At 73.0% G+C, this 25727-nt stretch carries 21 protein-coding genes and 5 pseudogenes; 14 read left to right on the top strand and 12 right to left on the bottom strand.

The window, feature by feature from the left end:
• From KYY02_RS20530 to KYY02_RS20520, 3 genes are all read right to left on the bottom strand, one after another.
• Positions 1-1221 (bottom strand): thiamine pyrophosphate-binding protein (locus tag KYY02_RS20530; RefSeq protein ID WP_371239927.1); only part of this gene is annotated, 1221 nt, incomplete at its 3' end.
• A gap of 137 nt (positions 1222-1358) precedes the next feature.
• Positions 1359-2477: a site-2 protease family protein gene (locus KYY02_RS20525; protein WP_371239917.1), complete on the bottom strand. Its 1119-nt coding sequence runs from the start codon at positions 2475-2477 to the stop codon at positions 1359-1361.
• A gap of 264 nt (positions 2478-2741) precedes the next feature.
• Positions 2742-2969 carry a hypothetical protein gene (locus tag KYY02_RS20520; RefSeq protein ID WP_371239915.1) on the bottom strand — a complete coding sequence of 76 codons (228 nt, stop codon included), beginning with the start codon at positions 2967-2969 and terminating at the stop codon, positions 2742-2744.
• A gap of 243 nt (positions 2970-3212) precedes the next feature.
• Here KYY02_RS20520 and KYY02_RS20515 point away from each other — a divergent pair, with 243 nt between their 5' ends.
• The 4 genes and pseudogenes from KYY02_RS20515 to KYY02_RS33980 all read left to right on the top strand — a co-directional run.
• Entirely contained in the window at positions 3213-3671 is a 459-nt protein-coding gene (locus tag KYY02_RS20515) for a retropepsin-like aspartic protease (RefSeq protein WP_371239913.1), read from the top strand.
• A gap of 316 nt (positions 3672-3987) precedes the next feature.
• A complete protein-coding gene (locus KYY02_RS20510) occupies positions 3988-4557 on the top strand; it encodes a PRC-barrel domain-containing protein (RefSeq protein ID WP_371239911.1) in 570 nt (189 codons plus the stop codon).
• A 3-nt stretch (positions 4558-4560) separates the two neighbouring features.
• Positions 4561-5001 carry a PRC-barrel domain-containing protein gene (locus KYY02_RS20505; RefSeq protein WP_371239909.1) on the top strand — a complete coding sequence of 147 codons (441 nt, stop codon included), beginning with the start codon at positions 4561-4563 and terminating at the stop codon, positions 4999-5001.
• 732 nt (positions 5002-5733) lie between these two features.
• Positions 5734-6243 (top strand): annotated as a pseudogene (locus KYY02_RS33980) (Clp protease/crotonase-like domain-containing protein); the annotation flags it as partial.
• A gap of 57 nt (positions 6244-6300) precedes the next feature.
• Here the strand turns inward: KYY02_RS33980 and KYY02_RS20500 are convergent.
• Positions 6301-6489: a hypothetical protein gene (locus KYY02_RS20500; protein WP_371239907.1), complete on the bottom strand. Its 189-nt coding sequence runs from the start codon at positions 6487-6489 to the stop codon at positions 6301-6303.
• Positions 6490-6688: 199 nt separating this feature from the next.
• On the opposite strand from KYY02_RS20500, the gene KYY02_RS20495 reads away from it, so the two are divergent.
• Together KYY02_RS20495 and KYY02_RS20490 are read left to right on the top strand one after the other, a co-directional pair.
• Entirely contained in the window at positions 6689-7153 is a 465-nt protein-coding gene (locus tag KYY02_RS20495; protein ID WP_371239905.1) for a DUF3040 domain-containing protein, read from the top strand.
• Positions 7154-7565: 412 nt separating this feature from the next.
• Positions 7566-7751, top strand: a pseudogene (locus KYY02_RS20490) (MFS transporter); the annotation flags it as partial.
• Here the strand turns inward: KYY02_RS20490 and KYY02_RS20485 are convergent.
• The 5 genes and pseudogenes from KYY02_RS20485 to KYY02_RS20465 form a co-directional block, all read right to left on the bottom strand.
• Positions 7749-8414, bottom strand: a pseudogene (locus tag KYY02_RS20485) (GAF domain-containing protein); the annotation flags it as partial. The pseudogenes KYY02_RS20490 and KYY02_RS20485 sit on opposite strands and share 3 nt — an antisense overlap.
• A 75-nt stretch (positions 8415-8489) precedes the next feature.
• A complete protein-coding gene (locus KYY02_RS20480; protein ID WP_371239903.1) occupies positions 8490-8969 on the bottom strand; it encodes an NUDIX hydrolase in 480 nt (159 codons plus the stop codon).
• A gap of 65 nt (positions 8970-9034) precedes the next feature.
• Complete coding sequence (gene lnt, locus KYY02_RS20475; protein ID WP_371239901.1) at positions 9035-10648, bottom strand: apolipoprotein N-acyltransferase; 1614 nt, start codon at positions 10646-10648, stop codon at positions 9035-9037.
• 412 nt (positions 10649-11060) lie between these two features.
• A complete protein-coding gene (locus KYY02_RS20470; RefSeq protein WP_371239899.1) occupies positions 11061-11606 on the bottom strand; it encodes a hypothetical protein in 546 nt (181 codons plus the stop codon).
• 50 nt (positions 11607-11656) lie between these two features.
• On the bottom strand, positions 11657-12451 hold the full coding sequence (locus tag KYY02_RS20465; RefSeq protein WP_371239897.1) for a glutamate racemase: 795 nt from the start codon (positions 12449-12451) through the stop codon (positions 11657-11659).
• A gap of 16 nt (positions 12452-12467) precedes the next feature.
• Between KYY02_RS20465 and KYY02_RS20460 the strand changes: the two genes are divergently transcribed.
• Entirely contained in the window at positions 12468-13685 is a 1218-nt protein-coding gene (locus KYY02_RS20460; RefSeq protein WP_371239895.1) for a glycosyltransferase, read from the top strand.
• 12 nt (positions 13686-13697) lie between these two features.
• Here KYY02_RS20460 and KYY02_RS20455 read toward each other — a convergent pair whose 3' ends face one another.
• Positions 13698-14972, bottom strand: a complete 1275-nt coding sequence (locus KYY02_RS20455) for a TerD family protein (RefSeq protein WP_371239925.1) — start codon at positions 14970-14972, stop codon at positions 13698-13700.
• A gap of 296 nt (positions 14973-15268) precedes the next feature.
• Here KYY02_RS20455 and KYY02_RS20450 point away from each other — a divergent pair, with 296 nt between their 5' ends.
• The 3 genes and pseudogenes from KYY02_RS20450 to KYY02_RS20440 all read left to right on the top strand — a co-directional run bounded on the left by KYY02_RS20450 (position 15269) and on the right by KYY02_RS20440 (position 19224).
• Positions 15269-15691, top strand: coding sequence for a DUF6643 family protein (locus tag KYY02_RS20450; RefSeq protein ID WP_371239893.1), 423 nt, complete (start codon positions 15269-15271; stop codon positions 15689-15691).
• Positions 15692-16061: 370 nt separating this feature from the next.
• A pseudogene (locus KYY02_RS20445) lies at positions 16062-16671 on the top strand (Rv1733c family protein).
• 123 nt (positions 16672-16794) lie between these two features.
• Positions 16795-19224, top strand: a complete 2430-nt coding sequence (locus KYY02_RS20440) for a right-handed parallel beta-helix repeat-containing protein (protein WP_371239891.1) — start codon at positions 16795-16797, stop codon at positions 19222-19224.
• On the opposite strand, the gene KYY02_RS20435 is transcribed toward KYY02_RS20440, so the two are convergent.
• Positions 19194-21440 carry a hypothetical protein gene (locus tag KYY02_RS20435; protein WP_371239923.1) on the bottom strand — a complete coding sequence of 749 codons (2247 nt, stop codon included), beginning with the start codon at positions 21438-21440 and terminating at the stop codon, positions 19194-19196. The two genes, KYY02_RS20440 and KYY02_RS20435, sit on opposite strands and share 31 nt — an antisense overlap.
• 416 nt (positions 21441-21856) lie before the next feature.
• Here KYY02_RS20435 and KYY02_RS20430 point away from each other — a divergent pair, with 416 nt between their 5' ends.
• Both KYY02_RS20430 and KYY02_RS20425 read left to right on the top strand, forming a co-directional pair.
• On the top strand, positions 21857-22696 hold the full coding sequence (locus tag KYY02_RS20430) for a DeoR/GlpR family DNA-binding transcription regulator (protein ID WP_371239889.1): 840 nt from the start codon (positions 21857-21859) through the stop codon (positions 22694-22696).
• Positions 22697-22751: 55 nt separating this feature from the next.
• Positions 22752-23191 (top strand): annotated as a pseudogene (locus tag KYY02_RS20425) (SRPBCC family protein); the annotation flags it as partial.
• A 13-nt stretch (positions 23192-23204) separates the two neighbouring features.
• On the opposite strand, the gene cds1 reads toward KYY02_RS20425, so the two are convergent.
• Positions 23205-24329 carry an L-cysteine desulfhydrase Cds1 gene (gene cds1, locus KYY02_RS20420; protein ID WP_371239888.1) on the bottom strand — a complete coding sequence of 375 codons (1125 nt, stop codon included), beginning with the start codon at positions 24327-24329 and terminating at the stop codon, positions 23205-23207.
• Positions 24330-24660: 331 nt separating this feature from the next.
• On the opposite strand from cds1, the gene KYY02_RS20415 reads away from it, so the two are divergent.
• Together KYY02_RS20415 and KYY02_RS20410 are read left to right on the top strand one after the other, a co-directional pair.
• Positions 24661-24984: a hypothetical protein gene (locus tag KYY02_RS20415; RefSeq protein WP_371239886.1), complete on the top strand. Its 324-nt coding sequence runs from the start codon at positions 24661-24663 to the stop codon at positions 24982-24984.
• Between the two features lie 183 nt (positions 24985-25167).
• A complete protein-coding gene (locus KYY02_RS20410; RefSeq protein ID WP_371239884.1) occupies positions 25168-25713 on the top strand; it encodes an ATP-binding protein in 546 nt (181 codons plus the stop codon).
• The last annotated feature ends 14 nt before the right edge of the window (positions 25714-25727 follow it).

Here is a 25727-nt window from a genome sequence, read left to right as displayed (position 1 = left end):
CGAGCCGCGCATCCGGCCGCGCAGCCGCAGGTGCCGGGCGTACCAGTTGGCGGCCGAACCGGAGTCGGCGGTGATGACAGCGTCCTCGGGGAGCCTGCCGTCCAGCGCGTGGATCACGTACTCGGGGTTGATCGGATCGGCGTTGACAGCGGCGCGGCGCTGCATCACCTCCCACCAGCGGGCGTTGTTCTTCTCGATCTCCTCCCGCCAGGTCCGGCTCTCCTTGCGATGCAGGCGCGGCAGCAGCCGCCGCAGCGTCTCGCGGGCATCACCCACGAGGTTCACCTCGAAGGGATAACGCAGACCGATCATGTGCGGGTCGATGTCGATCTGCACGGCCCGCGCCTGGTCCAGCTCCGGCATGAACTGCGTGTAGGGGAAGCTGGAGCCGATCACCAGCAGGGTGTCGCACCCCCGCATCAGCTCGTAGGAGGGGCGGGTACCGAGCAGCCCGATCGCTCCGGTCACATAGGGCAGGTCGTCCGGCAGCACGTCCTTGCCCAGCAGGGCCTTGGCCACCCCGGCACCCAGTACGTCCGCCAGCCGTTCGACCTCCGCACGCGCACCGCGCGCGCCCTGCCCGATGAGGACGGCGACCTTCTCCCCGGCGTTGAGCACGTCGGCGGCCCGCTGGACGTCCTCGTCCGCGGGCACCGGCGCGTAGCGTCCCAGCCCCAGGCTGGAGGGCACCATCTTGAAGGCGTGGGTCGGCGGGCTGTAGTCCAGCTCCTGCACGTCGGCGGGGAGGATGACCGCGGTGACCGTGTGCCTGGCGTACGCGGTGCGAAACGCCCGGTCGATCAGGTTCGGCAGCTGCTCGGGCACCGTCGCCGTCTCGCAGAAGTCCGAGGCCACGTCCTTGTACAGGTTCTGCAGGTCGACTTCCTGCTGGTACGAGCCGCCCATCGCACTGCGGTTGGTCTGCCCGACCAGCGCCACGACCGGAACGTGGTCGAGCTTGGCGTCGTAGAGCCCGTTCAGCAGGTGGATCGCGCCCGGTCCGGAGGTGGCCGCGCACACGCCCACCTTGCCGGAGAACTTGGCGTAGCCGACGGCCTGGAAGGCGGACATCTCCTCGTGCCGCGCCTGCACGAACTTCGGCTTGTTGTCCGCGCGGCCCCACGCGGCGAGCAGGCCGTTGATGCCGTCGCCCGCGTAGGCGAAGACGTGGTCGACGTCCCACTCACGCAGCCGCCGGAGGATGTAGTCGGACACCTTCATGCTGGCCATGAGCGTTCCGTTTCTGCCGGTGGGCATGGTGCTGTGACGGAATTGCACGGGTAACCGTGCCGACGGCGGCGCAAACGTCACACGAAACCGCCCCCGGGAGGAGCGCCCGAACGGTCGTCCTCCGCACTTCACAGGGCCCGCTTTCGCCATGCGGACGACGAGCTCAGCCAGGCGGTGACCCGGCTGATGTCGGAGGACGTGACGATCCCGACCAGTCGGCCTCCTTCCAGGACGAGCGCGCGGTGCGCGGGCCGGGCCTGCAGCTCGGGTACGAGCCGGGCCAGCGGGTCGCCGGGGTGGGGAGTCGGCAGGTCGTCGACCGGCACCATCACGTCCGTGACTGTGGTGGACGCGCGTTCCGTCTCCGGGAGGGCGTCGGCTCCCTTGAGGGTGACCAGGCCGGCCACGGTGTTGCCGTTGGTGACGACGGGGAAGGCCGAGTGACGGTAGCGGTAGTTCGGGTCGGTGAGGAACTCGCTGACTGTGGTGGCGGCAAGGACGGTCACGGGATCGGGCGTCATCACGTCGCTCACCGGAATTCCGGCCAGTAGCTCACGCAGTCTCGCCCGGTCTCCCTCCACCGAGGCCATCGCGATGACGAACCAGCCGATGACCACCAGCCAGATACCGCCGAACACGGCCCCGGCCAGGACGAGGTACAAGCCGAGGCCCACCAGGAGCCACCCCAGGACCCGGCCGGCGGCCGTGGCCACCGCCGTGGCACGGAGCGGGCTGCCGGTCTTCCACCACACGATCGCCCTCAGCAGCCGGCCGCCGTCCAGGGGCGCGGCGGGCAGGGCGTTGAAGACGGCCAGCAGGATGTTGATCCCCGCCAGCCAGGTCAGCGCGGCCACCGCGAGCCCGGCGTCGGGCACTCCGTCCAGCAGCCCTGCCGCCAGGGCGAACAGCCCCCCGAGCAGCAGGCTGACCAGCGGTCCCACGCCGGCGATGCGCAGTTCCGCTCCGGGAGTGGACGCCTCGCTCCTGAGCCGCGCGAGACCGCCCAGCAGCCAGAGGGTGATGTCCTCGACGGCCACTCCGTTACGGCGGGCGACAAGGGCGTGGCCGATCTCATGAGCGAGCAGCGACAGCAGGAAGAACACCGCGGTCACCGCTGAGGCGAGCCAGTACTGCCACGCCGGTCGATCGGCCTGTGCGTCCCGGAAGCTGCCCCCTGCCAGCCCGACCAGGATCAGGACGCAGATGACCAGGACGCTCCAGTGCACGCCCACTCGGATACCTGCCACACGGCCCAGTGAGAACGTCGCCCGCACAGCGGCCACCTCCCTGTTCGCCCCGGTCCTCTCGTGGCCTCACACCTGACCGTGCGAGCCGGTGATCGATCGGCGCTTGGATGCCGACCGGTGTGGGCGGGGCGGCGGGCCGAGAGCGAAGCGGGTACGTCAGTGTCCGAAGAGGTGCCGGCCGCGTCGGCGATGCCCCGGCTCGGACGGCGGTCGCTCCTCTCGCTCCCCTGCCGCCGGGGCGATGGGAGCGGACATGAGGACCTCTCACCTGTGGCGGTGTCGCTTCAGTGCGGACGCGAGGAGCGCCAAGCCCAGGCAGAAGATGAGCGCCAGTGCCACGCCGGAGAGGAACAGACCGGGCGTGCTCAGCGTCGCGATACGTTCACCGAAGAGATCCACCGCGTACTCCGGGCCACCCGAGAAGTTCTCCACGACGACGAGTACCGTAAACGCGCCGGTGGCCAGCACGAGCAGGAGCGCCAGCAGGAGCATCGCCCCCACCTCCTCAATTCGGACTTTTGTGACCGATTACCCTGAGGCGGGCGTCCGACACGGGGCTTCCGCAGCGCCGCGCAATCCTCCGGCGTGGACCTGTTTGCAGGGCCCCCGGGCGGGGACCTGGGTCGCATGAACCCGCAGGACGGCCGAGCGCCCGGCGGGAGGCGTCGGCGCAGACACCGGCGGCTCCTCGCCGCACTGGTGACGTCCCTGTTGTTCCTGTTCACGGGCTGCGTCGTGGTCGAGGACCGCGACGACAACGACACGGGAGCGACGCGAACCTCTCCAGGGGTGGCGCGCGAGGTACCGCTCAAGGTCGTGGAGCAGGGCGGCCGGACGTTGGCGTTCGTCCCGGTGAGCTTCGAAGACCGGGGGCCTTACATGTTCGCCCTGGACACCGGCGCCTCCACAAGCGTCATTGACGAAGACGTCGCGGGCCGGATCGGTCTGGAACGCACCGGCGAGCGACGTCCGGTGAGCGGGATCCTCGGCACAGGGGAAGTCCCCGTTGTCCGAGTGGACCAGTGGAAGGTCGGTGACCTGCCTCTCGCCCCGGGTGAGCTCACGGTCATCGGCCTGGGGCCACCCAGAGGAGGAGGCGGCATTGAGGGCCTGCTCGGTTCGGACGTACTCAGCGACTTCGGCTCGATCACCGTCGACTACGACGACGGCGTCCTCAAGATCCCCCCGTCGTGACCACGCAACAGGCCCTGGCGTGCCGACACGTTGCCCGAGCCCGTGCTGCGGTGAGACCACGACCGGGTCGCGAGCCGGACCGACCCTCCCTTTTCGTTCGGCACCTTGACACATGTGGACATATCCTTGAACCAAGGGTGTAGGCCATCGTGCGGGCGAGGAGGAACACCGACATGGAATGGTGGGCCTGGCTCATCATCGCGCTCGCGATCCTCGCGGCTGTCACTGTCGGCATCGCGGCACTGCAGGCGCGGCGCCGCTCCGGTGGTGTCATAGCGCAAGGTCGCCGTCCCCGAGGCGGAGGGGGGCCAAGGTCATGACCGTCTACATGAGAGCCAGCGAGGTCACCAAAAAACCCGTGGTGACCCTGGCCGGGGACGACGTCGGGCAGGTCAAGGACATCGTCTTCGACTCCTCGACCGGCGACATCCGGTGCTTCACCCTGGCCGGCCGCGGCCTTCTCGCGGGTCCGCTCCACCGCGCCCTGCTGTGGAGGAACATCCACGCCTGGGGACCGCACGCCGTCATGATCCGCGACGAGAGCGCGCTGGAGGAGGACGACGCCGCCGCCGGACCGGGCGAGGACGAGCGAGCCGGGGTCAACGTCCTGGGCGCCGCGGTCACGACCCGCAGCGGCACACAGCTGGGAAAGGTCACCGACGCCGTCGTCGCGACCGGCCGGAAACCGGCGGTGGCCGGTTACGAGGTGGAGACCGCCGAGCGCGAGCGGGTTCTCCTGCCCGTCGTCGGCCCCGTCACCGTCTCCGGTGAACGCATCCTCGTCCCCGACGCCACCGCACAGCACAGCGCGGGCGACCTCGGAGGGTTCGGTTCCGCCGTGGAAGGTCTGCGCCACGGGCCCGCACACGACCCGCAGGAGGACTGACCGATGCTGCTCAGCAAGGCCCGGGGCAAGGCCGTCGTGGACCTTACGACGGCCGAGACCATCGGAGCGGTCACCGGGTGCACCGTCGCCCCGTCACCGGCGCACATCGCTGGTCTGCGCCTGAAGACGCGGGGCCGGGGACACCACACGCTCCGCTGGGAAGACGTCCAGTCCTTTGGACCGGACGCGGTGTCCGTCGGGGAGCCCGACCGCGTCTGCGACGAGAAGGACCTTGATTCAAGCGATCAGGCCCACGCCGTGCACAACCCCATCGGGAAAGCCGTCCTGACCGAAACGGGGCTCGAGAAGGGCACCGTGATGGACGTCGAGTTCGACGAGCAGTCAGGCCGCATCACCCACCTGGTGACCGGGGAGGAACAGATCCTGGGCGAGGACCTCGTGGGCGTCGGCAGCTACGCGGTGGTGGTCACCGCCCCGCGGTGACCACCACCGTCCCCTGCCTGGCCGAACCGACGGCGCCACCTCGCGGACCCACCTGGCGGCTCACGCCCGGATGCCCGTACCCGGCACAAGCACCCAGGGGCGATCGCTCCCGAGGGAGCCGGGAATGGCTGACGCGGAACCCGTCGTTGTCGGTGTGGACGACGCCGACGACCAGGACGACCGGGTGCAGTGCGCAGCGCATGAGGCCATGATGTGCGGAGTCCTCAGCGGCGTACTCCGCCCCACGGCGCGGACGGGACCGTTCCTCCGCGCTCAGCTCGCCGCACCGCACCAAGGCCCGGGCCAGCACCTCCTGGTGCGGCTGTCCGTTCCCCGTGCTGTCAGTGCGGGGGTGGCTGCTTTCGGCCATCGCGGGTTCACCTGGTTCGTCCGCTTTCGCAGATCTCCTTGCATTGTGTCGCTGCCGGGAAGGGAGGGCAGCCCAGATGGCCGTGCCGCGGGGTGGCCGGACGGCCTCTGCCGGATCAGCACGCCGCACCCGCCCACTGCCCTCCTCGCGTGACGTGAGCACCCAGACCGGTGGAGCAGGGCCCCCGCAGCTCCGCGGAGGTTGCCGGAGGTCGGCGACCTCCACGGGCGCGGAACAGCCACCGCTGCACAGACACGTCGCGGCGTTCGGCCGAACCACAGGGGGTACCCGCTCGGCAAAGCACCCAGGGCGGGGACGCGACCGGTCAGGACGCGTGCCACCGACAAAGGGACTGCGGCGACATGCCCCGACTCCGCTCAGCGCCTGTGGTCCGGAGGGTCGTCGGAATCCTCCTGGCCGCACCGGCCATGAGTACGGCGCAGTCCTCGACGGTGCTCGTCACGCGGGCCGACGGCACGATCACCCCCGTCATCGAAGACCAACCCGAGGAGGGGCTGCGCGTGGCCGAGCGGGACGGGCATACGGCCTATCCGATCGAGATGGACGCCCCTGGCGGTCTGCTGCGGTCGGCCCGGGAAATCGTGCAGGAGTTCCTCGCAGCGGAGGCCCCGATGGTCGCGTACATGACGCGACCGAGTGCTCGGGCGGCGTCCGCGGGCGCCTGCCTCACGATGTCCGCGCACATCGCCGCCATGGCCCCCGGGGCCCGTACCGGGACCGGCACACCGGTGACAGGCCAGGACGACGAGGCGAGCGAGAAGGTGGTCAACGACTCGGTCGTCTTCGCAGTGTCCGTCACCGGGCAGCGAGGCCGCAGCACCGACTTCACCCGGGACATGGTGCGTGAGGGAACGTCCCTGTCCGGCGGTCAGACCGTACGCGCCGGCGTGGTCGACCTCGTGACGCCCTCACGTGAGGCTCTGCTCGACGCGGTGGACGGCCGACGGGTCGTCGTCGGCGGTCAGGGCGCGGAGCGCGAGGTCGTGCTGCGCACGGCGGACGTCCGGATCGAGAGGAACGACCTGGGGCTCTTCGGTGAGCTCCGGCAGCCGCTGACCAGTCCCGAGCCGGCGTTCCTCTTCCTGTCGATCGGGCACCTGGCCGTGATCCACGAGCTGGCGAGCCCGGGGCCCCCACCTGCGGATCCTGTCCACCATGGCCGAGATCACCAGCGAACGGAACTCCCTCCCTCGTCTTCCCGCTCCCCATGGAGGTGCTGCGCCTCGTCGACATGCTCCGACAGCCACAAGAACCGTCCGGTACCGGCCCCGCCCCACAAGGACCAAGGTGACGAGCATGAACCCCGAGATGAACGAAGGACGCATCATCGCACAGCTCGAACGGCGCCTCGCGCAGGACGATCCCTCGCTGGCCGCGACCATGGACGCCCTCAACCAGCAGTTCCCCGACGAGCCCCGCGGCGAGACCACCAACAGCCGGCAAGAAGCCGACAGTCAGGAGGAGACCGACAGTCGGCAGGACGAAGACGAGGGGCGCAGCTGGTGGCTGATCACCATCACCGTGTTCGTCGTCATCGCCTTCCTCGGCCTCTTCATCACCGCACTGCTCAACAGCAATCCTCATCACACGGACAAGAACCCGGGCCCCCCGCAGGGCCTTGCGTCGACCGTGTCCCTGCACACCCAGCAGCGCTCACGGCCGCTGTCCGAGCCACGCCGACACCCCGCTGACGCGCCCCGCGGGCATCGTCCCACCAGCCGGCCGACGACGTGCCAGAGGGGCACTCGTGCCCCCACGTGATCCCACCGAGCCGCACAACTCACTGTCCAGAGGCGCCGAGGCCCTCACGGCGGCCCACCTGGTAAGACCCCGATCTGCCCCGGAGCGATCGACAGGACACACGCCGATCGGCTCTGCGCCGCCCCGAAAGGCCGCGTACAGACACCGATCACCTCCCCACAGGCCGTCCGATCCTGCCACCCGCACAACCGGTTCGCCCCATCGGCATGGTCACGGCCAGGAACCCGCCGTCCCGTCTCCTCCGGGGCATGTGACCTCCCGCCGTCCGGTCCGCACCGATCCCACCCCGGCGAAAGGCAGCCGACGGCATGCCCCGCAGCAACGGCACGTCCCGCACGTTCCTCGGCCGCCTCCTCCTGCCGGAACGCATCATCGCGGCGGACGCTCTGCGTACGGGAGCCGCCGGGGCATACGCGGGCTCCGGGCCCCGTGGCCGCAGGCCGGTGCCTTGGCGGGGCAGTTGCTGGCGACCGGTGTGCTTTCGCTGCTGACCGCCGTGCTGTCGGTCACCGCGTTCGGGGCCTGGGGCTGGAGGATCCCGTTCCTGCTGTCCGGGGTGCTGGTCATCGTCGGCTTGTGGATTCGTCTCTCCCTCGATGTCGTCGGGCAGCTCGCCGCGGACGCGCTGTTCGGCCTCTGCGGCGGAGCGGCGGGCGAGCAGCAGCAGTGAGGTGACCATGGCCGCGCGTTCCAGCGTGCACTGGTCGACCAGGTCGAGGGCGGGGCGGCCGCGCAGGGCCGACGCGCCGAGGAACTCGTCGCCGGCGGCCACCGCGGCGATCCAGTCGTCCCGGTGCCGTACCCCGTGGGCTTCCGCCCGCGAGGGCGCCAGAGCAGGGGCGGGTGCCGCGGTGGCCTCGACGAACTCCACCGTGCCGTCCGGGATCTGGGAGACGGCGGCGGCCACGCCGTGCACCCCGCCGCCGCGCAGGACCAGCACGGCCAGCCGGTCGTGGACGTCCGAGGCGCGCTCGATGACCGCGCTGCGGCCCTTGACGATCTCGGACGATTTCGTTGGCGCGCTCCAGGCCGGCGAGGGCCGAGCGGGTCTCTGCAAGCAGGCTGGCGGCGTCGATGGCGACCGCCGCGAGGGTGGCGAAGGAACCCAGCAGGGCGATCTGCCCCCGCTCGAAGACCCGGGCCCGCCGGTCCGCGGCGCACAGGACGCCGATGACGCGGTGCCCCAGCATCAGGGGCACGCCGAGGAGCGCGACGGGCCCTCGTCCCGCACGCCGGTGTCGATGCTGTGGGTGTGCCGGAAAGGGCACGGGACGCGGTCGTGTCCCGCCCCCGGACGGCACCCGCGTGCCCGCCCCGTGCGGTCAGGTCCTGCGGTTCAGCCCAGTCCAGTGGGGTCGAACCACGTGGGTGCGTCCGAGATGGCCTGCTTGATCCGGAAGCGCGCGAACTCGTTGAGCTCCGGCAGCGCGTCCACGGCGAACCAGCCGACCTCCAGCGACTCGTCGTCGTTGACCCGTGCCTCGCCGCCGAGGGCACGGCAGCGGAAGGTGATGTCCATGTACTGGCAGACGTCGCCGTTGCCGTACGTCACCGGCTCCAGCGCCTGGACCAGCACGACCCGCTCGACGGCGCAGCGCACCGCGGTCTCCTCCTCGACCTCCCGCACGGCACAGGCCGCGGGCTGCTCCCCGGGATCGGGGATGCCGCCGATCACCGACCACTTGCGGGTGTCGGTGCGGCGGTTCAGCAGGACCCTGCCCTCGTCGTCGAAGACGAGGGCGGTGACTCCGGGAAGCCAGAGCAGCTGATGACCTGCGGAGGCGCGCAGGGTGCGGATGAAGTCAGGAGTAGCCATGTCCCCGACCCTAACCGGCCGGTCAGGGCCCTCACCCGCGCTTCAGGGGGTGTGCGGCGGGGGTACTACCGCACGTCACCGGCGTGTCGCCCGCGCACCCCGGCGGCGCCGGCCCAGCCCAGTCCGCCCGCGGCGACCAGGACGAGGGCGATCTCCGGGAGGACGCCGAGGCCGGTGGCGGGGGTCTGCGAGGTGCGCAGCGGCACCTCCCGCACCAGCGAGCCGGCGACGAACATGCCGGTCTTCTGCGTGATCTCCCCGTCGGGCATGATGATCGCGCTGACCCCGCTGGTCACCGGCACCGTGACGGCGCGGCTGTGCTCCACGGCACGGACCCGGGACATGGCGAGCTGCTGGTAGGTCATCTCGCTGCGGCCGAAGGTGGCGTTGTTGCTGGGCACCGAGATCAGCTGGGCGCCGGCGGTGACCGTGTCGCGCACCGCCCAGTCGAAGGCGGCCTCGTAGCAGGTGACCAGGCCGACACCGGCACCGTTCATGGTGAAGACGCCCGGCTCGCCGCCCCGGCTGAAGTCCCGGCGGACCATCGACGTCCAGTTCTCGTTGATCGCCCCCACCAGCGAGCGCAGCGGGAGGTACTCGCCGAACGGCTGGATCTGCCGTTTGTCGTAGGTGTCGACGGGGCCCTTCTCCGGGTCCCAGAGGATCTGCTCGTTGAGCAGTTCGCCGTCCCTGTCGACCACGCCGCCGACCGAGACGGGCGCGTCGATGGCCTTGGCCGCCCTGTCGATGACGGCGCGCGCGTCGGCGTTGGTGAAGGGGTCGATGTCGGAGGAGTTCTCCGGCCACAGCACGATGTCGGGCTGCTCGGCCCTGCCTGCCGCGACGTCGGCGGCCAGGCGCTCCGTCTCCCGCGCGTGGTGGTCGAGGACCGCGCGCCGCTGGGAGTTGAAGTCCAGGCCGAGACGGGGCACGTTGCCCTGGATGACGGCGACGGTCACGGTGCCGGCCTCGGCCTTGTCGCTGACCAGCGACCGGGCGGCGAAGGCGGCCACCGGCGGGACGACGACGCTCAGCGCACCGACGACCGCCGCAGCCCGCCGTACGGTTCCGGTGCGCCGGGCCCGCAGGGTCAGCCGGACGACCTCGTACAGGCCGAAGCCGCACAACACGACGGCGAAGCCCAGCACCGGGGTGCCGCCGAGCGCGGCGAGCGGCAGGAAGGCGCCGTCCGCCTGGCCGAACGCGACCTTGCCCCAGGGGAAGCCGCTGAACGGTACGCGCGCGCGTACCGCCTCACCGGCGGTCCACAGCGCCGCCGCCCACACCGGCCACCCGGGGAGTCTCGACACCGCGGCGACGCCCGCGCCGACCAGCGCGACGAAGACCGCCTCGATCACCACGAGGGCGATCCACGGGCCGGGGCCGACCTCCACACCGGTCCACACCAGCAGCGGCAGCAGGAAGCCGAGGCCGAAGAGGTAGCCGAGGCCGAGCGCGGCCTTCCAACTCCGGCCGCGCAGCACCCGGCCGAAGACGGCGAAGGCGGGCACGGCCAGCCACCACAGGGTGCGCGGCGGGAAGCTGACGTAGAGGAGCAGTCCCGAGAGCGCGGCTGCGGCGGCCGGGAGGAGCCGCACGAGCCGCCCGCCCCGCGCCGGGGACGCGGTCTGCGGCGGCATCGGGTCCGACTCGCCGACGGAGGTTGCGGTGACGGTCACTCCGGGAGTCTACGGCGCGTGACCTGGCGGCCGGCAGCGCGGTCGGCGGGCGGAGGACGCCGGGCGGGCCCGCGCTCCCCCCGGGTGTGCGGGCTGGGTGCCGCATCGTCTCCGCGCGGCTTGTCACCACACGTCCCCGAACCGGACACCAGCCGTCACGGTGTGCCGGCGCCCCGGTCGTGCGGCCCGTGACGGCACCGCCGGCGGCCGGGGCGCCGGCACAGGCCGGGGTGAGGACGCGGCGCGGGGGCGGGGCGGTTCCACAGGGACGGCTCCGGCCGGTCCGGACGCGGGCGCGGGCGGCGAGGGACGGATCGGTCCGGACGCGGCGGGGGGCGCAGTGCTGGGGGTCTGCGCGGTCTGCCCACGGAGGGCGGGGGCGGCGCGGGTGGCCGTGGGAACGGCGGGGCGGTCAGTGGGTCGCGCCCGGTCCGTGGGGGCGGAGGCGGTCGCGGATGACCGTCACCGCCGCTTCCGCGTCGTCCACCGTCACCGTGAAGGTGTGGCCGTCCCACAGGCGCAGGATGACACCCTCGCCACGGCGTACGACGACCGCGGTGCCCTTCTCGGGCCGCCAGCGGTATCCCCAGCCGCCCCAGTGCCGCGGCGTGACGTGCGGGGCGAACTCCGCGCCCGCGACGTGCGCGAGCGGGATCCGGCGGCGGGGCACGCCGATGTGGCCGCAGCGCACCTCCAGGTGGTCCTCGTCGACCCGCAGCGCGACGTGCACGAAGGCGAGGGTGCCGAACAGGACCAGCAGCCCGGCGGCGATGCAGCCGACGACGGCTATGGCCAGCGGTGCGACGCCGGTCGTCCACGCGGAGCCGACGGCCAGCGTGATGCCGAGGGCCAGGCAGGCGGCGCCGATCAGTGCCAGGAGCCACTGGAAGCGGTTGGTCGCGCGACCGGTCCAGACTCCGGAGTACGGGGCATGCTCACCGTGGCGGTGGTCCCTCATGGATTCGAGGTTACTCAGGATCCGCTCGGTGGGGACCGCGCAGCACGGCGTTACTGCGCCGTCCGGGTGGCGGCGGCCTGCCGCAGCAGCCGGCCCTCCGCGTAGGTGAGGGCGGCCGTGGGGAGGGCGCCCTCGCGTCCGCTCAGCAGCACCGTCACGGTGCCGCTCGCCGGCGCCCCCGGGGCGGGCTGCTCGCCGAGGCGGCGCAGGGCCTGGGCGGCCACCGCTCCGGCGGAGCCGTGCAGGGCGAGCGGCGGCCTGCCGGGGCGTTGCACGGCGGCCCGGATGCGCTCGGCGACCAGTTCGTAATGGGTGCAGCCCAGGACGACGGTCGTCACATCGTCCGGGGTCAGCTCGGCGGCCGCGGCGACGGCGGCGTCGATCGCCGTCTCGTCCGCGCGCTCCACGGCCTCGGCGAGCCCCAGGCACGGCACCTCCGTGACGGTGACGCCGTCGGCGAAGTCCTCGATCAGGTCCCGCTGGTAGGGGCTGCCGGTCGTGGCCGGTGTGGCCCAGATCGCCAGCGGCCCGCCGCCGGCCGCGGCCGGTTTGATCGCCGGGACGGTGCCGATGACCGGCAGGCCGGGCTCGAGGCGGGCGCGCAGGGCGGTGAGGGCGTGCACCGTGGCGGTGTTGCAGCCGACGATCAGCGCGTCGGGCCGGTGCGCGGCCGCCGCCTCCGCGACGGCGAGGGCACGCCCGGTGAGGTCCTCCGGGGTCCTGGGCCCCCAGGGCATGCCGTCGGGGTCGAGGGAGAGGACGAGATCGGCGTCGGGGCGCAGGCGCCGCACCGCGGCGGTGGCCGCCAGCAGGCCGATTCCGGAGTCCATGAGCGCGATCTTCACCCGGCCACGATAGACGATGAGCCGCTCCGGGTCCCTGCCGTGGGGCAGACTGCGGCGGGTGAGCGCCGTTGTGTGGAGTGCCGCCGGATCACTCGCCGCCTGGGGGTGGCTGCTGTTCTGCCAGGGCTTCTTCTGGCGTACCGACGTGCGGCTCCCGCCGTCCCGCGACCCGGACACCTGGCCGTCGGTGTGCGTCGTGGTCCCCGCGCGTGACGAGGCGGCGGTGCTGCCCGCGAGCCTGCCCTCGCTGCTCGCCCAGGACTATCCGGGCCGGGCCGAGGTCCTCCTCGTCGACGACGGCAGCACGGACGGCACCGGGGAGCTCGCGCGGGAGATCGCGGACCGGCACGGCGGGCTGCCGCTCACGGTGGACTTCCCGGGCGAGCCTCCTGCCGGCTGGACCGGCAAACTGTGGGCGGTGCGGCACGGCGTCGGACTGGCACGCGCGCGTGGCCCCGAGTACCTGCTGCTGACGGACGCCGACATCGCGCACGCCCCGGACGGCCTGCGCCGGCTGGTGGCGGCGGCCCGTACCGGAGGGTTCGACGTCGTGTCGCAGATGGCCCGGCTGCGGGTGGAGAGCCTCTGGGAACGCCTGGTCGTACCGGCGTTCGTCTACTTCTTCGCGCAGCTGTACCCGTTCCGCCGGATCGGCCGGGAGGGGACCCGTACGGCCGCCGCGGCGGGCGGCTGTGTGCTGCTGCGTGCCGAGGCGGCCGGGCGGGCGCGGATCCCCGACGCGATCAGGCAGGCCGTCATCGACGACGTGGCACTCGCCCGCGCGGTGAAGCGGAGCGGCGGGCGGGTCTGGCTGGGGCTCGCGGACCGGGTGGACAGCGTGCGTCCGTATCCGCGGCTGCGCGATCTGTGGCACATGGTGACGCGGAGCGCGTACGCGCAACTGCGGCACAGTCCGGTGCTGCTGGCCGGTACGGTCGCCGGGCTGACCCTGGTGTATCTGGTGCCGCCCGTCGCGGTGACCGCGGGCGCGGTGGCGGGGAGCGGGACGACGACGGTCCTCGGTGCGGCGGCCTGGCTGGTGATGGCGGGTACGTACGCCCCGATGCTCCGTTACTACCGGCAGCCGTTGTGGCTCGCTCCCCTGCTGCCGTTCACCGCGTTCCTGTACCTGCTGATGACGGTGGACTCGGCGGTGCGGCACCACCGGGGGCACGGCGCGGCCTGGAAGGGCCGCACCTACGCGCGTCCGGACGCCGTGCCCGACGAGGGCTGACCGCCCGTCACCTCACTTACGGCCGGGGGTCCAGTTCATGCCCCACCCGTAGGCGTGGTCGACGGTGCGTTGCGGGCTCACTCCACGCTCGGGGACCAGGTAGCGGGCCTCGCGCTGGACGACGAGTTCGCCGCCGCCGGTGTTGGTGACCAGGACGAGCGCGCACACGGTCGAGGGGACGGTGCACTCGTCGAGGGAGAAGTCGATCGGTGCGCCGTGCTGCGGCCGGAGGGTGACCGTGGCGTGCAGGTCGGCGAAGGAGCGGGCGCCCTCGTAGATGGTGACGAAGACGAGGACGCGCCGGAGGAGGTGCTTGTGGTCGAGGTTGACGGTGAGGTTCTCGCCGCTCGCCGAGGCGCCGGTGCGGTCGTCGCCGTCCAGGTGGATGAAGGGGGGCTGGTGCAGTGCCCCGAAGGCGTTGCCGAGGGCCTGGACGACGCCCTTGCGTCCGTCGGTGAGTTCGAACAGGGCGCACAGGTCGAGATCGAGGTCGGAGTGCATGGCGGCCGGGCGGCCCAGCTTGCCGGCCCAGCCCGAGAACTGCTTGCGGACCTCCCAGGTGAGGTTCACGTGCAGGGTGCCCGAGGTCCCGCCCTGCTTGGTCAGGGAGACGGAGGGGGCCGCCTTGGTGAGCGTCACCTTCGTCAGCCGGACCGGCGCGGGGGGCGCGGACGGCACGGGGGGTGCGACGGGTGGGGGCGTGGCGGCCGGGGGTGCGGCGGGCGGCACCGGCGCCGCGGGGGCTGCGGGGGGCGCGGGAGTGTGCTGCGGCTCGTCCACCGTGATGCCGTAGTCGGTGGCGAGGCCCTCGAGTCCGCTGCTGTAGCCCTGGCCGACGGCGCGGAACTTCCAGGCGCCCTGGCGCCGGTAGAACTCACCGAGGACGAACGCCGTCTCGGTGGTCGCGCCCGTGCTGTCGAAGCGGGCCGCCACGGCGCCGTTCGCGGCGTCCTGGACCTCGATGGACAGGTCCGGGACCTGTCCGAATGTGCCGCCGTCGCAGGAGGCGGCCAGGATCACCGTCTCGATGCCGGGTTCCACGCGTGCGAGGTCGACGAGCAGGGTGTCGGTGATCCGCCCTCCCGTCTCCCGCTTGCCCTCGTGGCGCACGGCGCCGGAGAAGTGGGCGGGCTGGTTGTAGAAGACGAAGTCGTCGTCGGAGCGGACCTTCCCGCCGGCCAGCAGGAGGGCCGAGGCGTCCGTGTCGGGTACACCGGGGCCGGAGCGCCGGCCCACATCCACCCGCAGCGCCGTCGTCGGCACCGGTGTGTTCGATCCCTTCGGCATTGACATGTCCGCCCCCATCGCGGGTCGCCGTGCCAGGCCTGGTCCCGGCATCCGTCGGTCCTCGTCCGCACAACTTATTCCCCCCGCGTGGGGAAGACCCGCGGGGAGGGTGCGGAAACCGGTGGCCAACCGCCGGTAAGCAGCCCGGAACTCGGCCTTTACACGAAATACGCCTGTCGATGTGCCCGTTTTCCATAAGTTCGCTCGCATTGGGGATCCCCGGTCACGGCGAGCACGGAAAACAACCCTCTTATCGGTCTCCCCAACCAGCACATCGTGGGCTTAACTTATGTGCCATGACCTCCCCCCGCTCCACTTATGGCGGCGGCTACTACTCCGCTGCCTTCCCGGACACCCCGATCTACGACTCGCTCGTGGCCGAGCGGGGCACCCCGCAGATCGCCCCGATCCGGGTCCCCGCCGCGTACGAGGCGCCGGCCAGTCATCTGCCCGCCCTCCCCTCGGCGTTGCCCGCCCTCCCGGCGGCCCCGTCCCAGCCCTCCTACGGCTACCCGCAGGCGCCGCAGCCCGCCGCGTTCCAGCAGGCGCCCCCGGCGTACATCCCGCAGCAGGCGACCGCGCCGCGCGGCTATCCCGGCCCCCAGCCGCAGCCTCCGCGTCCGGTCCAGCCCGCCGGCTACGAGGCGATGCGCCCCGCGGCTCCGCGTCCCGCTCCCTACCAGGACCCGTACAACAACCAGCAGTACCGCGGGTACTGAGCCCGCCCGGGGCTGTCGGCGCCGTACGGCACGGCGGCCCCGCGGGCATGCCCGTCCGCATCCGACGCGCCGGAGGCCCCCGAGGTCGCTTCCGGCCGCCCCCGGGGGAGGGGGGTCGGATTTCCGCCGACGGAGCGGGGAACGCGGCCGCGCCTCGGACAGCACCGACCACCGCGCTCCGCACGGGACGCCGCCGGATCTCCGACCGGCGGCGTCCGGCTGTCCGCGCCCGGAACGCAGGCACCGGCGGCGTCGTGGGGCCGCACACCGTGGTCCCCGTCGCGAGCGCGGGAACCGGGTCCCGGGCTCGCGCGTCGGCCCTTTCACGAGAGATCCGTGAAAGGACCCGCGGGGGAAGGGAGCGCGGAGCGTGCGAGCGATCGGCGGACCCTGGTGCCGGCGGCACAACCCGTTGTACCGCCGGACCGGCCTGGGCTGCGTTCGCGGCGCTGCTCCTCCTCGTCGCCGTGCCCCGGTGACCGGCGTCCTCGTCGCAGGCGCCGCCCAGGAGGCCCTGCAGCGTTCCGTCCGCGCGCAGTACCGGTCCGGCACCTGGTGACGTCCACGGTGGTGCGCAAGCTCGAGCCGTCCCCGTCCCCGTCCCCGTCCCCGGCGGCCGCCGGTCCGGAGACAACCGTCGGCGGGGAGCCGCGCCACCGCGCCCTCGCCCACCGGACCGCGCCGGACGGCACCGAGCGGAGCGGGCCGGTGCCTAAGCCCCTGGAGGCCCCCGGCCGGGCGACCGCTTCCGGACGCGGACCGACGGGCGCGGGACGACGGTGGCCCGCCCTCCGGACACCACGACGGCCACGGCGCACGCCGTGCCGGCAGGCGTCGGCGCCGCCCTGGTGACCGCGGCCTTCATCGAGGGCTTCAGGCGGCCGGCCGTGTGGCGGATGGTCCGCCGCCGGTACGCGCGTGGGGACCTGGCGTGGCAGAGGGCGGGCCCGGACCGGGGCAGGACCGGGACCGGCGGCTGACCGACGTCACGGCTCTGGTCAACCCGGCGCCCGCGCGCACGCTACGGTGGTCCGGCCGAACCGATCGGCGACGACACGCGCGCGAACGAGCCACGTACGACAGGGTGGGGGCACAGCTACGCCATGGCACAGGGCACGGTCCAGGTGACGCACACCGGCACATCGAGGTGGCGACGCCGCACGGGTGAGTACGCATCGCTCGCCGCCGCCCTGGAGGCCGCGGCCGAGGGCGACGTGCTCACCGTCGCTCCCGGGACCTACCGGGAGAACCTCGTCGTGCAGCGGGCGGTGACCCTGCGCGGCCCCGAGGGCTCACCCGGCTCGGTGCGCATCACGCCCCCGGACGGCGTCCCGCTGACCGTGCGCGCCTCGGCGGTGGTCCAGGACCTGCACGTGGAGGGGCAGGACACCACCGCCCCGGCCGTGCTGGTCGAGGGAGGTACTCCGGAGCTGCGCGACATACGCGTGGTCACCCGGTCCGCGGCCGGCATCGAGGTGCGCGGCGGCGCCCGGCCCACGGTGCGCCGCTGCACGGTCGACAACCCCGCGGGGGCCGGCATCGCCGTGGTCGACGGCGGGGGCGGGGTGTTCGAGGAGTGCGAGGTGGTCGCCGCGGGGCAGGCGGGGGTCGCGGTGCGCGGCGGCGCCCGTCCCCGGCTGGAGCGCTGCCGGGTGCACCACGCCTCGGGCTCGGGACTTACCGCGACCGGGGAGAACTCGGCGCTCGAGGCGGTGGGTTGCGAGGTCTACGAGGTGCGGGGCAGCGGTGTCCAGGTCACCGGCCGCGCCACCGCGCACCTCACCGACTGCGATGTGCACCGGACGACCGGGGACGGGGTCACGCTCGACACGGACGCGGTACTGACGCTGGCCGACTGCCGCATCCACGACATCCCGGAGAACGCGGTCGACCTGCGGTCCCGCTCGGTGCTCACCCTGACCCGCACCAGCGTGCGGCAGTTCGGCCGCAACGGCCTGTCGGTGTGGGACCCGGGCACGCGCGTGGACGCCAACCAGTGCGAGATCTTCGACAGCACCGGCGACTACCCGGCGGTGTGGGTGAGCGACGGCGCCACCGCCGTACTGGAATCCTGCCGGGTGCACGACGTGCCGGACGCCCTGTTCGTGCTCGACCGCGGCTCCCGTGCGGACGTCGTCGACAGCGATCTGACGCAGGTGCGCAACACGGCCGTGTCGGTGAGCGACGGCGCCACCGCGCAGCTCGACGACTGCCGGATCCGGGAGGCGGCGACGGGCGCCTGGTTCCGTGACCACGGAAGCGGCGGCGCCCTCGGCAACTGCTCCCTGGACGCCGTGCAGACCGGCGTCATCGTCACCAAGGGCGCCGACCCCACCGTCGAGCGCTGCACCGTCGGCTCCCCCGCCGAGGCCGGCGTCTACGTCTCCGCCGGCGGCCGCGGCACCTTCGTGAACTGCCGGGTCACGGACAGCGGTGGCTACGGCTTCCATGTGATCGACGGCAGCCGCACGACACTGCGCAAGTGCCGTACGGAGCGCTGCGCACGCGGTGGGTACGAGTTCGCCGAGGGCGACGCGGCGTCCGGCTCGGGCGGTCCCGTCGTGGAGGACTGCACCAGTGACGAGAGCGGGAGTCCGAGGCCGCCGGCCTCGCCGGAGCCGGTCGCGCAGCCGGTGGGCCGCACCACCGGTCTGCTGGGCACGGTCCCCGCCGCCCGGACGACCGAACCGGCGCAGCCCGCTCCCGAGCCGGAGCGGGAGGCCCGCACGTCCAAGGCCGTGCTCGGGGAACTCGACGCGCTGGTGGGCCTGGAGAGCGTCAAGAGCGAGGTGCGCGCCCTCACCGACATGATCGAGGTGGGCCGGCGTCGGCAGCAAGCGGGCCTGAAGGCGGCCTCGGTCAAACGGCATCTGGTGTTCACGGGATCCCCCGGCACGGGCAAGACCACCGTCGCCCGTCTGTACGGCGAGATCCTCGCCTCGCTCGGGGTGCTGGAGCAGGGGCACCTGGTCGAGGTGTCCCGGGTGGACCTGGTCGGCGAGCACATCGGTTCCACGGCGATCCGCACCCAGGAGGCGTTCGAGAAGGCGCGCGGCGGTGTGCTGTTCATCGACGAGGCGTACGCGCTCTCCCCGGAGGACGCCGGGCGCGACTTCGGCAAGGAGGCCATCGACACGCTGGTGAAGCTGATGGAGGACCAGCGGGACGCGGTGGTGGTGATCGTGGCCGGCTACACGGCCGAGATGGAGCGGTTCCTGTCGGTCAACCCGGGTGTCGCGTCCCGCTTCTCACGGACGATCACCTTCGGCGACTACGGACCCGAGGAGTTGCTGCGGATCGTGCGGCAGCAGGCCGAGGAGCACGAGTACCGGCTGGCGCCGGGCGCCGACGAGGCGGTGCTGGCGTACTTCACCGAGATCCCCAAGGGGCCCGCGTTCGGCAACGGACGCACCGCGCGGCAGACCTTCGAGGCGATGGTCGAACGACACGCGAGCCGGGTGGCCCAGCTCGACGAACCGACCACCGACGACCTGACCCTCCTCTACGCCGAGGACCTGCCTCCGCTGCCCTGAGCACCGTCGGGCTCCCCCGTGTGCCGGGGTGCCGGCACCCCGGGACGCAGGCGGGCGAGGAGGCGGCGGCGCTCCTCGGCGAACGCCGGATCGGCCTGGTAGTCGGAGTGGCCGAGGATCGGCGCGGGCAGCGGGTGGGTCTCGGTGCGGCCGTAGGCGAGGGGGTCCTTGAGCGCGGGGCGGTCCACGTCGGGGCCGCGGTCGCCGGGCAGCCGCATCGGGCCGCCGATGGGGTCGGTGCGCCGGTAGAGGTTGCGCCAGCAGTCGACCTCCCGGTGCAGGGAGCTGAGCGCGTCCGGTCCGAAGTGGGCGGGGAACCAGCGGCCGTACAGCCGCTCCAGCGGGGATCCGTAGGTCAGCAGCGCGACGCGTCTGCGGGTGGACTGCGGGAGCTGCCAGGCCGTGGCGGCGGCGAGGACGCTGCCCTGGGAGTGGCCGGAGATCACCAGCCGGCCGCCGGTGGCCCGGGTCCAGGTGGCGATGCGCCAGGTCAGGTCGGGCACCGCGCGCTCGGCGTAGCAGGGTGGCGCGAAGGGGTGCGCGGCGCGCGGCCAGAAGGTGCCGACGTCCCACAGGACGCCGATGGTGCGCCGCGCGGAGGCGTCCTTGTAGGCGCGGCGGCCCCAGGTGACGAAGAGGATGAAGCCGAGTCCGATCAGCCAGGAGCCCAGCGCCTGTGCGGTCTCGGCGGCACCGTGGACGACGGCGTACGAGCCCCGTGTCGCCTCGCCGGGTGTCCTGTCGGTGGTCAGGGCGCCGACGAGGGCGCCGGCGCCCAGCAGCAGGGTCGCGGCGGAGGTGACGGCGAGGACGCGCGGTCCGCGGTCGGTGAGCGCGGCCACGGCGCGCACGGAGGCGATACGGCGGGTACGGCCGGAATCGCCCGTCTCGCCGGGGTACTCGCGTTCCACGGCGGCGCGCTCCCCTCGGGCGATGTGCCAGGCGCGCCGGGCGAGCCAGCCGCACAGCACCACCAGCAGCAGGAGCAGCGGCGGGATCACGGACGCCTGCCAGGTGAGCAGTACCGGCGGGCCGGGGATCGAGGTCCCGGTGCCGTCCAGCCAGTCGGAGACACGCTGGGAGACGCCGCCGGACATGACGCCGCCCAGCGCACAGGCGAGCATGGCGACCGCCGGCCCGGCCAGGCCGCGCATCGCGGCGCGCCGGCCGGGGTCGGTGCGGTGCAGGCTGTGGGCGACCCCGGCGAGCACGATCACCAGCAGGCCCTGGGCGAGGGCGAGGGCGCCGAAGGCGGCGTCGCCCGGCAGCCGGCCCGCCGACTCCCAGCCGGGGCGCTCCCACCCGGCGTAGAGCAGGGTGAAGGCGAGCAGGACGAGGGCGCCGAGCGGCAGGCACCGTACCAGGCGCCGGTCCAGTTCGCCGTCCAGGCGGCGTTCGGTGCGGCCCCGGCGGCACACCACCGCCACCACGACACCCGCCCCGACGGCCAGCGCCGCCTCCAGGAGCGTCCCCAGGACGCCCAGGACGGCCGGGCCGCCCGGCCCGCGGTCGTGGCGGGCGGCGGCGGAGCCGACCGCGGCGGCGACCGTCAGCAGTCCGGCGGCGGTGTGCGCGGCGCGCAGCCGGGCGCCCAGACGCCGGCCGTACCAGAACCCGGGCCGGCCCAGTGCGGTGCACCCGCCGTCCTCCTCCGGCCCGGGGTCGTGGGTCATCGGCTGCTGGGACTCGTAGGCGCTCCAGGTGCGCAGGGACAGGAACCACAGCAGGCCGGTGAGAGCGACGGGCACCAGGGAGGCGAGCGCCAGCCTGCGGCCCGGTGTGCTCCACCAGCCGCCGTCGGACGTCCCGGGCGAGAGGAAGCCGAGCCAGGGGTGCCGTACGGCGCACGCGTGCGTGCCCGCACACTGCCAGGCGGCCAGGTCGAGGGCGACCTCGCAGGCGGCCGCGACGAGCAGCACCGTCAGGCTCAGTCCGGCCAGCCGCACCAGCAGCCCGTACAGCCGGACCGTGCGCCGGTGGCCGCGGGCGGTGGGACGCATCCAGTGGGCGAGGTTGACCACCATGAAGGGGAGCAGCAGCAGCCACAGGGCGCGGATGCCGTTCCCGGAGGTGAGGTTGCACCAGACGTAGGCCTCGGGGACGGGCCCCTCGCGTCGTTCGGCGGGTCGCCGCTCCGCGTCGACGTCGTCGGCGCGACGGAACACGGCGGCGGTGTCGTCACCGGTGATCCGCACCGTGCGCGGGTCGTCGAGCATCTCCTCGGGGGTGGTGCCGCCCACCCCGTGCACCAGGAGTTCCAGGGAGGCCCCGGGGCCCCCGGGCCACGTGGCGGGACTCCCGGCCCCCTCGGCCGGTCCGCCTCGCTGCTCGCTCTCCACGATCCGCACTTCCCCCGTGACGCCCCGTCGGCTCCGTCCGCGCGGACACAGGATCGCCCGTGGCGGAACGGCTCACACCTCTCGTCACGTAATCTCCCCGATCCGTGCGACGCGCATGCGGCATGCCGTATGCGGGAAATCAATGGCATGTGCGCGACGAGTCACTGGTGACGCCGTCCGGGGCACGGCGTGCGAGGATGGGACGCCCGCGCACCGATGACGGGCGGGAACCCGTCCGTCGCAGAGGGTGCGGGACATGTCGGGCGGTTTGCGGCGAAAGGACCGGAGCGTACGTGAGCGAGAATCAGAACCTGCTCGCGGAGCAGCGGCGCACCCTGATCCTCGACGAGGTCCGGCGCCGGGGCGGGGTCCGGGTCAACGAACTGACCCGCAAGCTCGGTGTGTCGGACATGACGGTCCGCCGCGACCTCGACGCGTTGGCCCGGCAGGGCGTGCTGGAGAAGGTGCACGGCGGAGCGGTCCCGGTGGTGGAGGCGAGTACGCACGAGCCCGGGTTCGAGGCCAAGTCGGGCCTGGAGCCGACCGCCAAGCAGGACATCGCGCGGGCGGCGGCCGAACTGGTCCCCCCCGGCGCGGCGATCGCGCTCTCGGGCGGTACGACGACGTTCGCGCTGGCGCACCGGCTGGTCGACGTTCCCGACCTCACGGTGGTCACCAACTCGGTACGGGTGGCCGATGTGTTCCACGCGGCGCAGCGCGCCTCGGGGTCCCGGCAGAACGCGGCCACCGTCGTCCTGACCGGCGGAGTGCGCACGCCGTCCGACTCGCTGGTGGGGCCGGTGGCCGACCAGGCGATCGCGGCGCTCCACTTCGACCTGCTGTTCCTCGGGGTGCACGGCATATCGGTGGAGGCGGGACTGTCGACGCCGAACCTCGCGGAGGCGGAGACCAACCGGCGTCTGGTGCAGTCGGCCCGACGGGTGGTCGTGGTCGCCGACCACACCAAGTGGGGCACGGTGGGCTTGAGTTCGTTCGCTTCCCTGGAGCAGGTCGACACCCTGGTGACGGACTCCGGACTGCCCGGGGAGGCACGCGCGGAGGTGTCCGAGCATCTGCGGCGGCTGGTGGTGGCGGGCGAGCCCGGGGCGTCCTCGAAGACCGCGGACGCCTGAGGGGCCCGCGGCCCGTCCACCGCCGAATCCGCTCTCCGTCGAGGAGGCCACGTCCATGGCCCACCGTCTGCGCCCCGTGGGGCACGAGTTCGTCCGGGCCGCGCCCGTACGCCCGCTTTTCGAGCGGGAGATCACCGCCGCGCCGGAGCGCGTCCACCGCGCGCTCGCGAAGGACGTGACCGGCTGGGCAGAGCGGTTCGGGCCGGTCACGCCGGCCCGTCCGCTCGACGACGGCGCGGAGGCGTGGGCCCCGGCTCCGGGGCGGCGCCCGCTTCCGCGAGACGTCCCTCGTGAGCGAGGAACCCGAGGTGTACGACACCAACGCGCCGGGCGCCCGTGCCCTGGCCGAGGAGCGGCGGCTCGCCCCGGGGCCGCCGGGACGGGCACGCGGGCACGGTGGACGACGCGGGGCCCTTCCGCCTCCTGCTGAGGGCCGCCCGGCCGGGACCGGGGCGGACGTTCCGCTCCGCGGTGACCTCGCTGGACCGCCGGCTCGTGGGGCAGCCCCTCAGTCGGGCCAGACGCCGGTCCGCAGCAGGGACTCGATCGCCGCCGTGTACGGCGCGATGTCCAGGCCCTGCCCGGCCAGCCAGGCGTCCGAGTAGTACTTGTCCAGGTACCGGTCCCCGGGATCGCACAGCAGCGTCACCAGACTCCCCCGCCTGCCCTCCGCGACCATCTCCGCGACGAGTTTCAGCGCGCCCCACAGCCCGGTGCCGGTGGAGCCGCCCGCCTTGCGGCCGATGACCCGCTCCAGGGCCCGCACGGCGGCGACACTGGCCGCGTCGGGCACCTTCATCATCCGGTCGATCGCGCCGGGCACGAAGCTCGGCTCCATGCGGGGCCGGCCGATGCCCTCGATGCGGGAGCCGCGGTCGCAGGCGACGTCCGGATCGCCGGTGGTCCAGCCCTGGAAGAAGCACGAGTTCTCCGGGTCGGCGACACAGATACGGGTGTCGTACTGCATGTAGTGGACGTAGCGCGCGAGGGTCGCCGAGGTGCCGCCGGTGCCGGCCGTGGCGACGATCCACGCGGGTTCCGGGAAACGCTCCAGCTCCAGCTGGCGGAAGATCGATTCGGCGATGTTGTTGTTGCCCCGCCAGTCCGTGGCCCGCTCTGCGTAGGTGAACTGGTCCATGTAGTGGCCGCCGGTCTCCGCCGCCAGGACGGCGGACGCCTCGTACATCGTGCGGGGGTCGTCCACGAAGTGGCACCGGCCGCCGTGGAACTCGATCAGGCGGCACTTCTCGGCACTCGTCGTGCGCGGCATGACGGCGATGAAGGGCACGCCGATCAGCTTCGCGAAGTACGCCTCCGACACGGCCGTGGAACCGCTGGACGCCTCGATCACCGGCCGGCCCGGGCGGATCCAGCCGTTGCAGAGCCCGTAGAGGAAGAGCGAACGGGCCAGCCGGTGCTTGAGACTGCCGGTCGGATGGGTCGACTCGTCCTTCAGGTAGAGGTCGATGCCCCACCGCTCCGGCAGTGGAAAGCGCAGCAGGTGGGTGTCGGCCGAGCGGTTGGCGTCGGCCTGCACCCTGCGCACGGCCTCTTTCAGCCAGGACCGGTAGGCGGCGTCGCTGTGGTCGATGTCGAGGGTGGTGCCGGTCGGGTTCTGTCGGGGAGTGCTCACGGCGGGGCTCCTTAGGCTGAGCGCCGACGGCGTCCCGCGCGGCCGGCACTCCGATCATAGGCATCCTCCACACCGCCTCCCACCTGCATAAACACACCTTTGAACCACTCAAAGGCACCCCTGGGGAGCGCAGGATGCGACAGGGGGGCGCATAGGCGCGAGCACACCCCGGGCCCGGGGAACGGAGGTGCGCGCACTGGTGCTCGGCGACGGGTGCGGGCAGACTGCACCGGCGTGAGCAGGGCCCCGTACGGGGGCACACTGGAGCTGGGCAGGAGCCGGCCCGTGGAGCACGGTCCGGCACACCGACGCGCACAAGGGGGCGGACGGCATGGCGGAGCCGGAGTTCACGGCCACGGGCGTGCGGATCGGCAAGCGGCTGCGTTCCCTCACCCGGGCCGGCCAGGTCCGGATCAACGAGGGGCGGCTGGAGCTGCTCACCAGCTACGGCAGCGAGATCGACAGCGCGCCGGTGCAGGCGGTACGGGCGTCCAGGCCCTGGTTCGCGCCCGAGGACCGGGCGCTCGCGGACCTCAACGGCAAGCGGTACTCGCTGACCCTGGGCGGCCACGACCCCGCGCCGGGTGAGCCCGGTCCGCCGGCCGCCCGCCGTTTCATCGAGGCCGTACGCCGGGCGTCGGGACGCGGCGCCTGAGATGACCGTGACTTGCGTCACTTCACCTCGTACGCCACGCTGGTCTCACGTCACTCTGGGTTTACCGGCGACAACGCTACGAACCAGCCCGCCGGCCACGACAGCAGGCGGCAGCGTCACGCAGGCGCCCTGCTGGATCCGCCTTCCGTGTTCTTCCGGACCTCACGTCGGGGAGTCGCAGCCGTGATCACTCACCCAAGCAGACACTGCGCGGTGGAGCTCCAGGCCCTGCCGTCGCGGATCGGCCAGGTCCGCAGAATCGTCTCTGCGCAGTTGCGCTACTGGCACATGGACTCATTGATAGACCGGGCCTCGCTCGGCGTCACGGAGCTGTTGTCCAACGTCCACCGGCACGCCCTGCCCGACAAGACGTGCACCGTCGAGATCGAGCTGCTGCTCGACCGGCTCAAGGTGTCGGTGCGCGACCACGACCCGCGCCTGCCGGTCGTGGCGGAGGCGGGCCCGCTCGCCACGTGCGGGCGCGGACTGGCGATGGTCGCCGCGATGAGCGAGAGCTGGGGCGCTGTGCCGGACGGCGAGTCGGGCAAGACCGTGTGGTTCACCCTGCCGACACCGACCGCGGCCGCCGCGCCCGCCTGGGACCGCCAGCCGCGGATCACGGCCGACGAGCCCGCCGACCACCGCTTCGCGGAGGCCGCCTTCGTGGAACACGCCACCGGGGAGCATCACTGCGAACGGGCCCCGGCCCGTTCCCCCGTCCCCGGCTGAGCGCTCCTCGATCC

Origin of the sequence: Streptomyces pimonensis (assembly GCF_041380215.1) — a bacterium.
Taxonomy (GTDB): Bacteria; Actinomycetota; Actinomycetes; order Streptomycetales; family Streptomycetaceae; genus Streptomyces; species Streptomyces pimonensis.
Note: the sequence above shows the minus strand (reverse complement) of the source record. Positions and strands in the feature narration are given on the sequence as shown.